The sequence below is a fragment of the Marinobacter sp. S6332 genome (assembly GCF_023016045.1).
Taxonomy (GTDB): domain Bacteria; phylum Pseudomonadota; class Gammaproteobacteria; order Pseudomonadales; family Oleiphilaceae; genus Marinobacter.
Genome location: NZ_JALKAP010000006.1, coordinates 57,557 through 71,274, shown reverse-complemented (window position 1 = coordinate 71,274; position 13,718 = coordinate 57,557). Strand labels below are relative to the sequence as shown.

Below are 13,718 nucleotides of genomic sequence, written 5' to 3'. Positions count from 1 at the left end.
TTGGAGTCAACGTGACCATTTCCCGCGAAGACATTGAAAAAGTCGCCGTGCTGGCCCGTATTCGCCTCGACGAAGAGCAGATACTTGCACTGGAGAACGACCTAGGCAACATCCTCAGTCTGGTCGACGAGCTCAGCGCCGCCGACACCGACAACGTAGAGCCCCTTGCTCATCCGCTTGATGCTGTTCAGCGCTTGCGGGCCGATGAAGTGACCGAGACGAATCAAAGGGAAGCCTTTCAGGCTATTGCCCCGGCCACCGAAAGCGGCCTATATCTCGTGCCACGCGTTATCGAGTGATCTGTCGTAGCCATAATCAGCCCACTATCAGGATTGAACATGCATAACAAATCCGTAGCAGAGCTTTCCCGCGAGCTGGAAAGCGGCAAGATTTCAAGCGTGGAACTGACCCGTGAGTTCCTCGATCGCATTAAGGCTGAAGACCGCCAGTACAACAGCTTTATTACCGTTACCGAAGATCAAGCTCTGGCAGATGCCAAAACGGCAGACGAGCAGCGTGCTGCGGGTAAAGCCAGCGTTTGGACGGGCGTACCTTTCGCCCACAAAGACATTTTTTGCACCAATGGTGTAGCCACTACCTGCGGCTCCAAGATGCTGGCCAACTTTGTGCCGCCCTATGACGCCACCGTAACCGCCAACTTTCGCGCTGCTGGCGCAGTATGTCTTGGCAAAACCAATATGGACGAATTCGCCATGGGCTCGTCCAACGAGTCCAGCTTTTTCGGCGCAGTAACCAATCCTTGGGGCCTGAACAATGGCGAAAAGCGCGTGCCCGGCGGTTCTTCCGGCGGCTCTGCGGCAGCCATAGCTGCTCGTTTGGTGCCTGCAGCCACGGCTACGGATACCGGCGGTTCCATCCGCCAGCCTGCTGCTTTGTGTGGAGTCACTGGCCTTAAACCCACTTATGGCCGGGTATCCCGTTACGGCATGATTGCCTTTGCCTCCAGTCTGGATCAGGGCGGCACTATGGCGCGCACCGCTGAAGACAATGCGCTAATGCTGAATGTGATGGCCGGATTTGACCCAAAGGATTGCACCTGCGTTGATCGTGCGGTGCCGGACTATACAGCCACTCTGGATGAGCCTTTAAAAGGTCTTCGCATTGGTCTTCCAAAAGAGTATTTCTCCGACCAGCTCAGCCCCGCAATGGAGCAGCAGGTTCGCAATGCTGTGAAGGAATACGAGAAGCTTGGCGCTACGGTAAAAGAAGTATCACTGCCCCGCGCGAAGCTGGCCATTGCCGCTTATTACGTAATTGCACCTGCCGAAGCCTCCGCCAACCTGTCGCGCTTTGACGGCGTGCGTTATGGCTACCGCTGTGACAACCCAAAGGATCTCAACGACCTTTATACCCGCACTCGGGCAGAAGGCTTTGGAGGCGAGGTGAAGCGCCGTATTCTGGTTGGCACCTATGCGCTTTCAGCAGGCTATTTTGACGCCTACTATCTCAAAGCCCAAAAGGTTCGCCGCCTGATTCAGCAGGATTTCGTTAACGCCTTTAAAGAAGTGGATGTGCTGATGAGCCCGGTAACGCCCTCACCTGCATTTGTGCAAGGTGAGAAAACCAGCGACCCGGTGACCATGTATCTGGAAGATGTTTTCACCATCGCTGTGAATCTTGCGGGCGTGCCTGCTATGTCTGTGCCAGCAGGCTTTGTAGACGGCCTACCAGTGGGGCTGCAGATTATCGGGAACTATTTCGAAGAAGCCCGTCTTCTGAACGCTGCGCACCAGTATCAGCAGGTTACCGACTGGCACCAGAAGCTTCCTCAGTAAGCCCGAATCAGGAGAACAGTTATGCAGTGGGATATTGTGATCGGGCTGGAAATTCACGTTCAGCTTGCCACCAAAACCAAAATTTTTTCCGGCTCCAGCACCGCCTTTGGTGCCGAGCCCAACACTCAAGCGAGTGCCGTTGATCTGGCGATGCCGGGCACCCTGCCCGTTCCGAATGAGCAGGCTTTCCGCTATGCAGTCATGTTCGGCTTGGCGGTGAACGCCGAGATCGGTCGGCGCTCGGTGTTCGATCGTAAAAACTACTTTTATCCGGATTTGCCCAAGGGCTATCAAACCACACAATTGGACCACCCGATTGTCGGGCCCGGCTTTGTGGATATTGATCTGGAAGATGGCAGCAGCAAGCGCGTGCGCATTCACCATGCCCATTTGGAAGAAGATGCGGGCAAGTCGTTGCACGAAGATTTTGATGGCATGACAGGCATCGATCTGAACCGCGCGGGCACACCGTTGATTGAAATTGTTACCGAACCGGATATGAACAGTGCCGAAGAAGCCGTTGCCTTTGCCAAAAAGCTGCACAGTTTGGTGTCATCAATCGGCATCTGTGACGGGGATATGAGCCAGGGCTCCTTGCGTTTCGATGTAAACATCTCTCTCAAACCGAAAGGTTCGGATGAGTTGGGCACTCGCACAGAAACCAAGAACCTGAACTCGTTCCGTTTTATGGAGCAGGCCATTGCCCATGAAGTAGAGCGGCAAATGGATATTCTGGAAGACGGCGGTCGTATTATTCAGGAGACCCGGTTGTACAACGGCGAGCGGGATGAAAGCCGTTCCATGCGCAGCAAGGAGGAAGCCAACGATTACCGTTACTTCCCCTGCCCGGACTTGTTGCCTGTTGTGATCGACGATGCGTTTATTGAAAGTGCCCGCGATTTGCTGCCGGAACTGCCCGATGAGCGTAAGGCTCGATTCAAGGAGCAGTATGGCCTCAACGATTATGATGCTCGCTTGCTCAGTGACGACGCCCGGATTGCAGCCTTTTTTGAAGAGGCTGTAAGTCAGGGTAAGGATGCCAAGTTGGCTGCTAACTGGGTGTTGGGTGAGTTTTCTGCACGTCTGAATGCCGAGGACAAAACCGTGGTTCAGGCGCCTATCACTGGCTCGCAGCTGGGCCAGTTGGTGGCGCGTATTGCCGATAACACTGTGTCGTCCTCGGGAGCCAAGAAGGTATTTGAAGCGCTTTGGAATGGGGATGCGGATAATGCGGATGCCATTATTGAAGCTCAAGGCTTGAAGCAGGTTTCTGATACCGGTGCTTTGGAGCAGATGGTGGATGAGGTTCTGGCTGGGATGCCGGATCAGGTTGCTCAGTATCAGGAGGAAGCTGACCCTAAGAAGCAGAAGAAGATGTTGGGTGGGTTTATGGGGCCTTTAATGAAGGCTTCTAAAGGCCAAGGGAATCCCAAGTTGTTTAATGAGATTCTTGTTCGGAAGCTTGGTGGTTGATGGGTTTGGATAGGGCCTCTGAATCGGCCCTAGCCTTTTAGATATGGGGAGGGGTAGGTTTAAAACCCCTTCCCAAAAAACGCTACGAGCACATCCTTGTGCGCTTCGCTCCGGCCATCCATGGCCTCCGAGATTTTTGGGAAGGGGTTTTAAACCCACCCGACCTGGATCTGAGATATCTCTTAAGAACCACCACATCTATTGCTTGATCTAAACCAATCTTAATTCGCAGCCAGCCGCCGAAATAACTGCTCAAACTGAGCAATATTCTCCTGAACGTAGTCGACAAAAGCCTTCATCACAGGCGTTGGGTAACGCCCCTGCGGATAGACCACACACCAGCTCCGCCTCAGCGGGAAGCCTGATATATCAAGAGCAACCAAGGAGCCCAAGGCTAGCTCAGAAAGAATGCTTAACTTGGGCAACACGGCTATACCCAAGCTCGCTAACACCGCATGTTTAACCGCATCGTTGGAGCCCAATTCCATAATTGGATTGATTTTCAAATGGTGTTGCTGGCAGTAGACTTCCAGTGCCAACCGGCTGCCAGATCCTGGCTCTCTAGTCAGGAGCTTGCTATTCAAAAATTCCTCTGCGGTGACAGTGTTTTGCTTAAGCAAGGGGTGGCCAGCCACAGCCACAGGTACCAGTTCGTTGTCCAGAAACGGGAGAGAAGTAAGTGGGCGGCCCTGCGGCACCATGCCCATGATCACGAGGTCATCGTTATTTTCGTTTAACCGTTCCAACGCTGTCGCTCGATTGACAACAGCTACGGATATGTTGACTTGTGGGTTGAGTTGAAGAAACGGGCCTAGCAGATAGGGCACTACGTATTGCGCTGTGCTCACTGCAACCAATCGCAAATCCCCGGCTACTCGCCCTTCTAGCGCCGCTAAGCGGTTTTGCATGTTAGCAAGCTCGCCAAACACCGCTCGCACACATGCGGCCATTTCTTCTCCTGCCGCTGTGCAATAGAGCTTTCGCCCTATGTATTCGAACATCGGCATGTCCAGCGCCTGTTCCAGATGGCGTACTTGGCTACTGACGGCGGGTTGGGTTAAGCCCAACAATTCCCCGGCCTTGCTGTAGCTTTTTAGATCATAGACGGCCTTGAATACCTGCAACTGACGAAACGTCAGTCTATTCGCCAACTTCTGAATACTGAGCGGCACGGACTCTCCTCCACGATTTCACCCATAAGCAATCAGTTATACACAAGCGAAATAATATCAATTTTTACTGATCAGTACTCCTCGTTATTCTTTCTCCACCTTCATTCGGGACGAAGCAATGAGGAATTTCCCATGCTGAAGAAAGTGTTAATCGCTAATCGCGGCGAGATTGCTGTCCGCATCGTGCGGGCCTGTGCAGAGATGGGGATTCGTTCGGTGGCCATTTACACCGAACCGGATCGCTATGGCTTGCATGTAAAAAGGGCCGACGAGTCCTACTCTCTGGGTGAGGATCCACTTGCGGGGTATCTCGACCCCGCCCGCATCGTGAATCTGGCGGTGGAAACCGGCTGCGATGCTATTCATCCCGGCTATGGTTTTTTGTCGGAGAACGCCAACTTTGCCCGCTTGTGCGAACAGAAGGGTGTGGCGTTTATCGGGCCGAAATCCAGTGTTATTCATGGCATGGGCGATAAAACTCAGGCCCGAGACAGTATGCGTGCGGCTGGCATTCCTATTACTCCGGGCTCAGAAGGCAATCTAGATAGCCTTGAAGACGCGCTGGAGCTAGCGAACGATATCGGCTATCCGGTGATGCTAAAAGCGACTTCCGGCGGGGGCGGGCGTGGTATTCGCCGCTGCGACACGCCGCAAGAGCTAAAGGTTCAGTACCCTCGAGTGATTTCCGAGGCCACCAAGGCGTTTGGCTCCGCCGAAGTGTTTATGGAAAAGTGCATTGTGAACCCGCGCCACATTGAGGTGCAGGTTCTGGCAGACAGTCAGGGCAATGCTATCCACCTGTTTGAGCGCGACTGCTCCATCCAGCGCCGCAATCAAAAGCTGATCGAGATTGCCCCCAGCCCGCAATTAACGCCTGAACAGCGCCAATACATAGGCGATTTGGCGGTGCGCGCAGCCAGGGCCGTTGGCTACGAGAACGCTGGTACCGTGGAATTTTTGCTATCGGGCAATGAAGTGCATTTCATGGAGATGAATACCCGGGTTCAGGTGGAGCACACCATCACCGAAGCCATCACGGGCGTGGACATTGTGCGCGAGCAGCTGCGCATTGCCGCTGGCCTGCGTTTGAGCTATCGGCAGGAGGACATTCAATACCGGGGCTATGCATTGCAGTTTCGCATTAATGCGGAAGACCCAAAAAACGACTTCCTGCCCAGCTTTGGTCGCATTACCCATTACTACGCCCCCGGCGGCCCCGGCGTTCGGGTAGATACGGCCATTTATACCGGTTACGAAATCCCGCCCTATTACGATTCCATGTGCCTAAAGCTTGTAGTCTGGGCGCTGACTTGGGACGAGGTGATCGCCCGAGGCAAGCGGGCGCTGGATGATATGCGACTGCACGGGATCAAAACGACCGCCAACTACTACCAGCAAATTCTGGATCACCCGGATTTCCGCAAAGGGGATTTCAACACCAGCTTTGTGCCCGATCACCCAGAATTGCTGAACTATTCCACCAAGCGCCACCCCAGTGAAATTGCGCTTGCCCTCGCCGCCACCATTGCTGCGCACGCAGGCTGGTAATCCGCAGGAGTAACACATTATGACCCATGCAAAGAAAATTGAAGTCACCGACCTTGTTCTGCGCGATGCGCACCAGTCGCTTATCGCTACCCGCATGCGCACCGAAGATATGCTACCTATATGCAACAAACTGGACCAAGCGGGTTACTGGTCGCTGGAAGTTTGGGGCGGAGCCACCTTTGATGCCTGCGTACGCTTCCTGAAGGAAGACCCCTGGGAGCGTTTGCGCAAACTGCGCGAAGCCCTGCCTAATACTCGCCTGCAAATGCTGCTACGGGGCCAAAACCTGCTGGGCTATCGCCATTACGCTGACGACGTTGTTGAAGCCTTTGTGCAAAAAGCGGCCGATAACGGCATAGATGTCTTTCGGGTATTTGATGCGCTGAACGATCTGCGCAACATTGAAACCGCCATGAAAGCGGTCAAGAAAGCCGGCAAGCACGCGCAGGGTACTATTTGCTACACCACCAGCCCGGTGCACACTCCTGAATTGTTCGTGCAGCAAGCGAAAGAAATGCAGGCTATGGGCGCCGATTCTATTGCCATAAAGGATATGGCAGGGCTGCTAACGCCTTACGCAACTTACGATTTGGTTAAAGCCATCAAGACGGAAGTAGATCTGCCTCTGGTTATCCACAGCCACTCAACCTCTGGTTTGGCCCCACTTTGCCAGCTGAAGGCCATAGAGGCAGGCGTCGACCGAATCGACACCGCGATTTCTTCGTTCTCTTCCGGAACCAGCCACCCCGCAACAGAATCTCAGGTGGCCGCACTCAAGGGCACCGAATACGACACAGGGCTAGACTTGACGCTGTTGAGCGAAATTGCCGATTACTTCCGCGAAGTGCGCAAGAAGTACCGCCAGTTCGAAAGCGAGTTCACCCGCGAGGACGTGTCGGTACAGATCAATCAGGTGCCTGGCGGCATGATGTCCAATCTGGCGAACCAGCTAAAAGAGCAGAATGCATTGGACCGAATCCGCGAAGTTTTTGAAGAAATTCCTCGGGTGCGGGAAGATTTGGGCTTCCCACCACTGGTTACACCAACCTCACAGATTGTTGGCACTCAAGCGGTATACAACGTGCTGGCTGGCCAACGCTACAAAACCATCACTAACGAAGTGAAACGCTATCTACAAGGGGGTTATGGTCAGCCACCTGCTCCGGTCAATTCCGATGTGCGCAACAAAGCGATTGGCAACGAACCGGTTGATGAAGGCCGCCCCGCAGACCAGCTCAACCCAGAGATGAACAAACTGCGCGAAGACATAGGTGAGCTGGCCCTAAACGCAGAAGATGTCCTCACCTATGCCATGTTCCCCGATCTGGGCCGGGAATTCCTGCAGCAACGTAAAGACGGCACCCTTGTACCAGAGCCACTGTTGCCACCGGAAGACACGTCTCGGGAACGCCTGAACACTGGCGTAGCCACGGAATTCCGCATTGAAGTTCACGGCGAAAGTTACGAAGTGGCGGTTACCGGCTCTGGCGATTCAGGTGCGGGAAGGCGAAAGCTTTATCTCTCACTTGATGGCATGCCGGAAGAAGTGGTATTCGAGCCCCTTAACGATTATGTGGCTGAAGGCGGTAGTGGCCGCAAAAAAGCGTCTACGCCCGGCCACGTAAGCACGGCCATGCCGGGTAACGTGGTTGAGGTTCTGGTTAACGAGGGAGACACCGTCAGTGCTGGTCAAGCCGTACTGATTACCGAAGCCATGAAGATGGAAACTGAGGTACACGCCAATATCGACGGAAAAGTAGACGCCATATACGTAACGAAGGGTGACCGGGTAACGCCTGCCGAAGTGCTGATCGAGATTGTATGATCAGCTAAAGCAACGCTAAACACTAGTAGACCGCCTCCATTTTAGGGGCGGCCTACTAGTTTCAACAACAGATCAGGCCAGAACAGCCCAAAGATCGTGTTCGTCTGCGTGTTCAACCACCGCGCGAACAATCTGGCCGGGCTGCAGGTCTGTGGCATCGTTGAGGTAAACCATACCATCAATTTCTGGTGCATCGGCTTTCGAGCGACCGATGGCACCTTCTTCGTCTACCTCATCAATCAACACGTCAATGGTCGTGCCAATTTTCGCCTGTAAACGGGCAGCTGAGATTTCGGCCTGTTTTGTCATGAAGCGCGCCAAGCGCTCTTCTTTGACGTGTTCAGGCACAGCACCTTCAATCTCATTGGCCTTGGCACCCTCTACCGCGCTGTAAGTAAACGCACCCACGCGGTCCAGCTGTGCTTCATCAAGCCAATCCAACAGATACTGGAAATCTTCTTCCGTCTCGCCCGGAAAGCCCACAATAAAAGTGGAGCGAATCGTCAGTTCGGGGCATATTTCACGCCATTTACGGATGCGGTCCAGAGTTTTACTGTCGTGGGCCGGGCGCTTCATCGCCTTCAATACTTTCGGGCTGGCATGCTGAAATGGAATATCCAGATACGGCAGGATTTTGCCTTCGGCCATCAGCGGAATAATGTCGTCTACGTGCGGATAGGGGTACACATAATGCAGGCGAACCCAAACGCCCATCTCGCCCAAGGCTTCGCACAACGACTGCATTTTGGTTTTCAGCGGGCGGCCCTGCCAGAACCCGGTGCGGTACTTGGTGTCCACACCGTAGGCCGAGGTGTCTTGTGAGATTACCAGCAACTCTTTCACACCTGCGTCAACCAGCCGCTGGGCCTCGTCCATCACATCGCCAATTGGTCGGCTAACCAGATCACCGCGCATGGATGGAATGATGCAGAAGGTGCAGCGATGGTTGCAGCCTTCGGAAATTTTGAGGTAAGCATAGTGCCTTGGCGTCAGCTTGATACCCTGAGGCGGAACCAGATCGGTGAATGGATCATGCTCGCGGGTTTGCGGAACAAACTGATGCACGGCACCCACCACTTCTTCATAGGCATGGGGGCCTGAAACCGCCAACACACCCGGATGGGTTTCGCGGATTTTGTCCGCCTCCACACCCATACAACCGGTAACAATCACCTTGCCGTTCTCGCTGATTGCCTCACCAATAGCATCCAGAGATTCCTGCTTTGCCGCATCGATAAATCCGCAGGTGTTCACGACAACAATGTCCGCATCGTTATATGTGGGCACCACATCGTAACCATCCAGTCGCAACTGAGTGAGTATGCGTTCGGAATCTACCAAAGCTTTGGGGCAACCTAGGCTGATAAAGCCAACTTTGCCGTTACCGGATACTGTGTTTTCGGTTTTTTCTGTCATAAAACGTTTCAGGATTCCTGACGCCCGGCGGAAACACGCGAATGACCGGCGGGAACGTGCTAATGAATAGAACCCACAATTTTACACCAGTAACACCCTCTTCTGCAGCAAAAGCGGAACGGCTTTTGAAGCGAACGATGCGTGATCTGAGTCAAAATTATGAACCAATGTTCAGGAAAGCTATAAAAACCTGCCACAAGCTGCGACACGAAAGTTGCTGATCAGAAAACAAACAACTACACTTTTGATCGGTTACACCTTGTTCTGAAACAGTATTTAAATCTAAGAACGCCCAAACGTTGCCAACTAACTTAGCCAACAAGAGTCCACATGAAAGCAGCCACAGTTAAGCCAAACCTGCGCAACCAGCAACGTGTGGATATTGTGAGTGACATCGTTATCGAAAAACCGGATGGTTGCCAACTCACCTGCAAGATATCCAACCTGTCGCGTACCGGCGTTATGGTTTGCTGCAACCAAAAAACGGCAGACCAACTTATTCCTCGCCTGCAAGCCCCTACTCCGGGAAGCTGGATTGATGTAAAAGCCCATTTTTCCGTGCCAGTCGTTGCGACTCAACCTGTATCTATTTTCGCCACCGGGCACATTGTTCACCTCAGGCGCATGGCACGAGACGAGTTTCAGCTCGGTATTCAGTTTGAAGATTTTGAAGGCAATGGCTTTGATTACGTAGACCGGTATGTACGCAAACTTCTATCCGACATGCGCAAACCAGCCTAACCCCGCGAAACCAGATCACCCAACCCCGTTAGTTGCCCCGCTAACGGGAGCGCTATATTTCTATAACTTAAAACTCTAACTGCAACGCTTCTTATAGCCATATCGGCTCTGATACAATCAATAAACTAATTTGCACGCCCTCAAGGCCCGCTGCGGCAACGGATTATCATGACCACATACAACCTTACGCATCTAAAACAACTGGAAGCGGAAAGCATCCACATCATCCGGGAAGTGGCTGCCGAGTTTGATAACCCGGTGATGCTCTACTCCATTGGCAAAGATTCAGCGGTTATGCTGCACCTTGCCCGCAAAGCTTTTTACCCCGGCAAAATGCCTTTCCCCTTGATGCACGTAGACACCACCTGGAAGTTTCGGGACATGATCGATTTCCGGGAACGTAAGGTAAAGGAATATGGGATGGACCTGATTGTTCACACGAATCAGGATGGTGTGGATCAGGGCATTGGCCCCTTTACCCATGGCAGCGCAAAGCATACAGACGTGATGAAAACCCAAGCCCTTAAACAGGCGCTGGACAAGTACGGCTTTGATGCCGCTTTCGGTGGTGCCCGCAGGGACGAAGAAAAGTCCCGGGCCAAAGAGCGCGTATATTCCTTCCGCGACGAATACCACCGCTGGGACCCCAAAAATCAGCGCCCTGAACTCTGGAACACGTATAACGGCAAAGTGAACAAGGGCGAAAGCATTCGCGTATTCCCACTGTCTAACTGGACAGAATTGGATATTTGGCAATACATCTATCTGGAAAACATCGAGATTGTTCCCTTGTACTACTCGGCAGTTCGCCCGGTGGTAGAGCGCGATGGGTCGCTGATCATGGTGGACGACGACCGTATGCCCCTGAAAGAGGGTGAAAAGCCGATGATGAAATCCATCCGCTTCCGCACTTTGGGCTGCTACCCGCTGACCGGCGCCATTGAATCCGAGGCAGATACATTGCCGGAAATCATTCAGGAAATGCTGCTGGCCACCAGCTCAGAACGTCAGGGCCGCGTGATTGATCACGATTCGGCTGGCTCCATGGAACAGAAAAAACGCGAAGGGTACTTCTGATATGTCACATCAATCTGATCTTATTGCCGACGACATTCAGGCCTACCTGAAACAACACGAAAACAAGGAACTGCTGCGCCTGCTCACCTGCGGCAGCGTCGACGACGGAAAAAGCACCCTTATCGGTCGCCTGCTGCACGACACCAAAATGATCTACGAAGATCACATGGCCAGCCTGAAAACCGACAGCGCCAAGATGGGCACCACTGGTGAAAAGCTGGATCTTGCTCTGCTGGTTGATGGCTTGCAGGCCGAGCGCGAGCAAGGCATTACTATTGATGTTGCCTACCGCTACTTCTCCACCGACAAGCGCAAGTTCATCATTGCCGATACGCCGGGACATGAGCAGTACACCCGCAACATGGCTACCGGCGCATCTACGGCTCAGGTTGCGATTCTGATGATTGACGCCCGCCGCGGTGTATTAACGCAAACCCGCCGACACTCCTACATTGCCTCACTGCTGGGCATCCGGCACATCGTTGTGGCGGTGAACAAGATGGATCTGGTGGATTTCAGCGAAGATCGCTTCAATGAGATCAGAGAAGAATACCTCTCGTTTGCCGCCAAACTCGGGCTGAAAGACATCCGCTTTGTACCCATCTCGGCACTGGAAGGCGACAACGTAGTCAACCGAAGTGAGAACACCCCTTGGTTTAACGGCCAGCCACTAATGGACATTCTGGAAACAGTGGAAGTAAACCGCGACAAGAACCTGGAACACTTCCGGTTCCCCGTGCAATACGTCACCCGCCCCAACCTGAACTTTCGCGGCTTCTGCGGCACCATCGCCTCTGGCGCCATCCGCCCTGGCGACAAGGTAATGGCCCTGCCCTCGCGGCGTACCAGTACCATCAAGGAAGTTGTAACCTTTGATGGCAATCTAGACGAAGCTTATATTGACCAAGCCGTTACACTGACGCTGGAAGATGAGATCGATATCAGTCGTGGCGACATGCTGGTTAAACCGGAAGACGAGCCGGAAGTGGGCAACCGTTTTAAGGCCAACATCGTGTGGATGGCAGATGCGCCTTTGCATACCGGCCGCCTTTACGACATCAAACTGGGGCCCACATTCACATCGGGCACGGTTCGCAAGATTCACTATCAGACTGACGTAAACACGCTGGAGCAGCATGCCAATCCTGCCCTGTTGCAGGTGAATGAAATTGGCCTGTGTGATCTGACCCTGAGCCAGCCCATCGCCTTTGACGCCTACCAGCGTAACCATGCCACTGGCAGCTTTATTGTGATCGACAGGCTTACAAACGTGACTGTTGGTGCGGGCATGATTGATAGCTTGGCAGATACAGCAGGAACTCTGGAGCCCGTAAGCCCTGAGGAACGTGAGCGCAGATTGGCACAGAAGCCGATGATTATTGGCTGCTCGGGCAAACAGGCTCATGCCCTTGCCTTGGCGGTTGAACGGGCGCTGTTTGATCAAGGCAAAACGTCGGTGATTTTGAGCGAAGATAATGCCGGTGATGCCGACGACCGCCGCCGCACTGCGCAGTTGTTGACGGCTTACGGTTTGATAGCCATTGCCGTGAATCTGGGTACTGACATAGCCAGCGTTTCCATAGCAGCTGATAGCACTGACGAAGTTTCAGGTGTTGCTGCAACGCTGGTGCAAGAGCTGGCTCGTAACAAGCGGGTTTAAGGACAGGACTGGTCAAAAGGTGTATGCCGCGGGGCGGGGTGTCTTTTCTTATGGGAAAAACAACTCGCTTCGCTCAGACATCTTTTTCCCGCCAGAAAAGACACCCCATCCCACGGCTATCATGCTTGGTAGTCATTCTCCTTTGCTTAATTTATCTGCTACCATTTATATCTAAATAGGTATAAATTACTCATGGACTCGAGAACAAAAACACTATTCTGGATGGGGTCGACCAAAAAAGACCTGATTGCCATGCCGGATGATGTGAAAGATGTATTTGGCTTTGCGTTACATCTGGCCCAAACCGGATACAAACACGACAAAGCCAAGCCTCTGAAAGGCTTTGGGGGAGCGGGCGTTCTGGAAGTGGTGGAGCGAGACAGTGACGGCACTTACCGGGCCGTGTATACCGTTAAATATGGCGATGCTGTGTACGTTTTGCACTGTTTTCAGAAAAAATCAACGCGGGGCATTGCCACTCCGAAGCCTGAGATAGATGTGATCAATGAGCGCCTGAAAGCGGCGAAAAGGCACGCCGAGGGAGGAGGGAAATGACCAGTATTGAAGAAGGTGGCGCTAACGTCTACGAGGATCTTGGCTCCCGCGACGCTGGCACGATGCTGCTCAAGGCGCAGTTGGCGGCGCAAATCCGTAATATCATCAGAGCTAATCAGTGGACACAGGCGGAGGCTTGCAAGGTTCTGGATTTGACCCAGTCCAAGCTGTCCAACCTGCTGAACGGTAAGTTTCGCGGTATCAGTGAAACAAAAATGCTTGAGTGTCTGACTCGTCTGGGTCGGGATGTGCAAATAGTGATCGGTGCTGAGCGACGCTCAACAACGGCAGGGCGTGTTTCTGTGGTGGAGGCCTGAGGGCTGCAACTGGCCTGAATGCTATGATGTCTGCCGCGGGCGGGGCGTCTTTTCTGGCGGGAAAAACAACTCGCTTCGCTCAGACATCTTTTTCCCGCCAGAAAAGACACCCCACCCCACGGCTATCAGGCTTGAGAG

Annotated in this window: 12 protein-coding genes; 10 read left to right on the top strand and 2 right to left on the bottom strand. The window is 53.2% G+C overall.

Annotation, left to right across the window (positions count from 1 at the left end; translation table 11 throughout):
- Window positions 1-11 precede the first annotated feature (11 nt).
- From gatC to gatB, 3 genes are read left to right on the top strand one after another with little or no spacing between them, the layout of a single operon-like run.
- On the top strand, window positions 12-299 hold the full coding sequence (gene gatC / locus MWU62_RS10315) for an Asp-tRNA(Asn)/Glu-tRNA(Gln) amidotransferase subunit GatC (protein ID WP_247114763.1): 288 nt from the start codon (window positions 12-14) through the stop codon (window positions 297-299).
- Between the two features lie 39 nt (window positions 300-338).
- Complete coding sequence (gene gatA, locus MWU62_RS10310) at window positions 339-1,796, top strand: Asp-tRNA(Asn)/Glu-tRNA(Gln) amidotransferase subunit GatA (RefSeq protein WP_247114762.1); 1,458 nt, start codon at window positions 339-341, stop codon at window positions 1,794-1,796.
- Window positions 1,797-1,802: 6 nt separating this feature from the next.
- Window positions 1,803-3,269 carry an Asp-tRNA(Asn)/Glu-tRNA(Gln) amidotransferase subunit GatB gene (gatB, locus tag MWU62_RS10305; protein WP_348645643.1) on the top strand — a complete coding sequence of 489 codons (1,467 nt, stop codon included), beginning with the start codon at window positions 1,803-1,805 and terminating at the stop codon, window positions 3,267-3,269.
- A 221-nt stretch (window positions 3,270-3,490) separates the two neighbouring features.
- Here gatB and MWU62_RS10300 read toward each other — a convergent pair whose 3' ends face one another.
- Window positions 3,491-4,441 carry a LysR family transcriptional regulator gene (locus tag MWU62_RS10300; protein WP_247114760.1) on the bottom strand — a complete coding sequence of 317 codons (951 nt, stop codon included), beginning with the start codon at window positions 4,439-4,441 and terminating at the stop codon, window positions 3,491-3,493.
- 132 nt (window positions 4,442-4,573) lie between these two features.
- Between MWU62_RS10300 and MWU62_RS10295 the strand changes: the two genes are divergently transcribed.
- Both MWU62_RS10295 and oadA read left to right on the top strand, forming a co-directional pair.
- On the top strand, window positions 4,574-5,989 hold the full coding sequence (locus tag MWU62_RS10295; protein WP_247114759.1) for an acetyl-CoA carboxylase biotin carboxylase subunit: 1,416 nt from the start codon (window positions 4,574-4,576) through the stop codon (window positions 5,987-5,989).
- Between the two features lie 19 nt (window positions 5,990-6,008).
- A complete protein-coding gene (oadA, locus tag MWU62_RS10290) occupies window positions 6,009-7,814 on the top strand; it encodes a sodium-extruding oxaloacetate decarboxylase subunit alpha (RefSeq protein WP_247114758.1) in 1,806 nt (601 codons plus the stop codon).
- Window positions 7,815-7,886: 72 nt separating this feature from the next.
- Here the strand turns inward: oadA and rimO are convergent, their stop codons facing one another.
- Window positions 7,887-9,230 carry a 30S ribosomal protein S12 methylthiotransferase RimO gene (rimO, locus tag MWU62_RS10285; RefSeq protein ID WP_200365092.1) on the bottom strand — a complete coding sequence of 448 codons (1,344 nt, stop codon included), beginning with the start codon at window positions 9,228-9,230 and terminating at the stop codon, window positions 7,887-7,889.
- A 330-nt stretch (window positions 9,231-9,560) separates the two neighbouring features.
- Between rimO and MWU62_RS10280 the strand changes: the two genes are divergently transcribed.
- The 5 genes from MWU62_RS10280 (at window position 9,561) to MWU62_RS10260 (ending at window position 13,580) form a co-directional block, all read left to right on the top strand.
- Window positions 9,561-9,971: a PilZ domain-containing protein gene (locus MWU62_RS10280; protein ID WP_247114757.1), complete on the top strand. Its 411-nt coding sequence runs from the start codon at window positions 9,561-9,563 to the stop codon at window positions 9,969-9,971.
- Window positions 9,972-10,139: 168 nt separating this feature from the next.
- Window positions 10,140-11,048, top strand: coding sequence for a sulfate adenylyltransferase subunit CysD (gene cysD, locus MWU62_RS10275; protein WP_247114756.1), 909 nt, complete (start codon window positions 10,140-10,142; stop codon window positions 11,046-11,048).
- A 1-nt stretch (window position 11,049) separates the two neighbouring features.
- Window positions 11,050-12,708, top strand: coding sequence for a sulfate adenylyltransferase subunit CysN (gene cysN / locus MWU62_RS10270; RefSeq protein ID WP_247114755.1), 1,659 nt, complete (start codon window positions 11,050-11,052; stop codon window positions 12,706-12,708).
- 192 nt (window positions 12,709-12,900) lie between these two features.
- Complete coding sequence (locus MWU62_RS10265; protein ID WP_247114754.1) at window positions 12,901-13,263, top strand: type II toxin-antitoxin system RelE/ParE family toxin; 363 nt, start codon at window positions 12,901-12,903, stop codon at window positions 13,261-13,263.
- A complete protein-coding gene (locus MWU62_RS10260) occupies window positions 13,260-13,580 on the top strand; it encodes a helix-turn-helix transcriptional regulator (RefSeq protein WP_247114753.1) in 321 nt (106 codons plus the stop codon). Before MWU62_RS10265 ends, MWU62_RS10260 begins: the two co-directional genes overlap by 4 nt.
- Window positions 13,581-13,718: the final 138 nt, after the last annotated feature.

What these genes read in the sequence shown, in the direction of transcription:
- gatA (WP_247114762.1), top strand. Translation starts at nt 339, where the DNA reads ATGCATAACAAATCCGTAGCAGAGCTTTCCCGCGAGCTGGAAAGCGGC.
- MWU62_RS10295 (WP_247114759.1), top strand. Translation starts at nt 4,574, where the DNA reads ATGCTGAAGAAAGTGTTAATCGCTAATCGCGGCGAGATTGCTGTCCGC.
- oadA (WP_247114758.1), top strand. Translation starts at nt 6,009, where the DNA reads ATGACCCATGCAAAGAAAATTGAAGTCACCGACCTTGTTCTGCGCGAT.
- rimO (WP_200365092.1), bottom strand. Translation starts at nt 9,230, where the DNA reads ATGACAGAAAAAACCGAAAACACAGTATCCGGTAACGGCAAAGTTGGC.
- MWU62_RS10280 (WP_247114757.1), top strand. Translation starts at nt 9,561, where the DNA reads ATGAAAGCAGCCACAGTTAAGCCAAACCTGCGCAACCAGCAACGTGTG.
- cysD (WP_247114756.1), top strand. Translation starts at nt 10,140, where the DNA reads ATGACCACATACAACCTTACGCATCTAAAACAACTGGAAGCGGAAAGC.
- cysN (WP_247114755.1), top strand. Translation starts at nt 11,050, where the DNA reads ATGTCACATCAATCTGATCTTATTGCCGACGACATTCAGGCCTACCTG.
- MWU62_RS10265 (WP_247114754.1), top strand. Translation starts at nt 12,901, where the DNA reads ATGGACTCGAGAACAAAAACACTATTCTGGATGGGGTCGACCAAAAAA.
- MWU62_RS10260 (WP_247114753.1), top strand. Translation starts at nt 13,260, where the DNA reads ATGACCAGTATTGAAGAAGGTGGCGCTAACGTCTACGAGGATCTTGGC.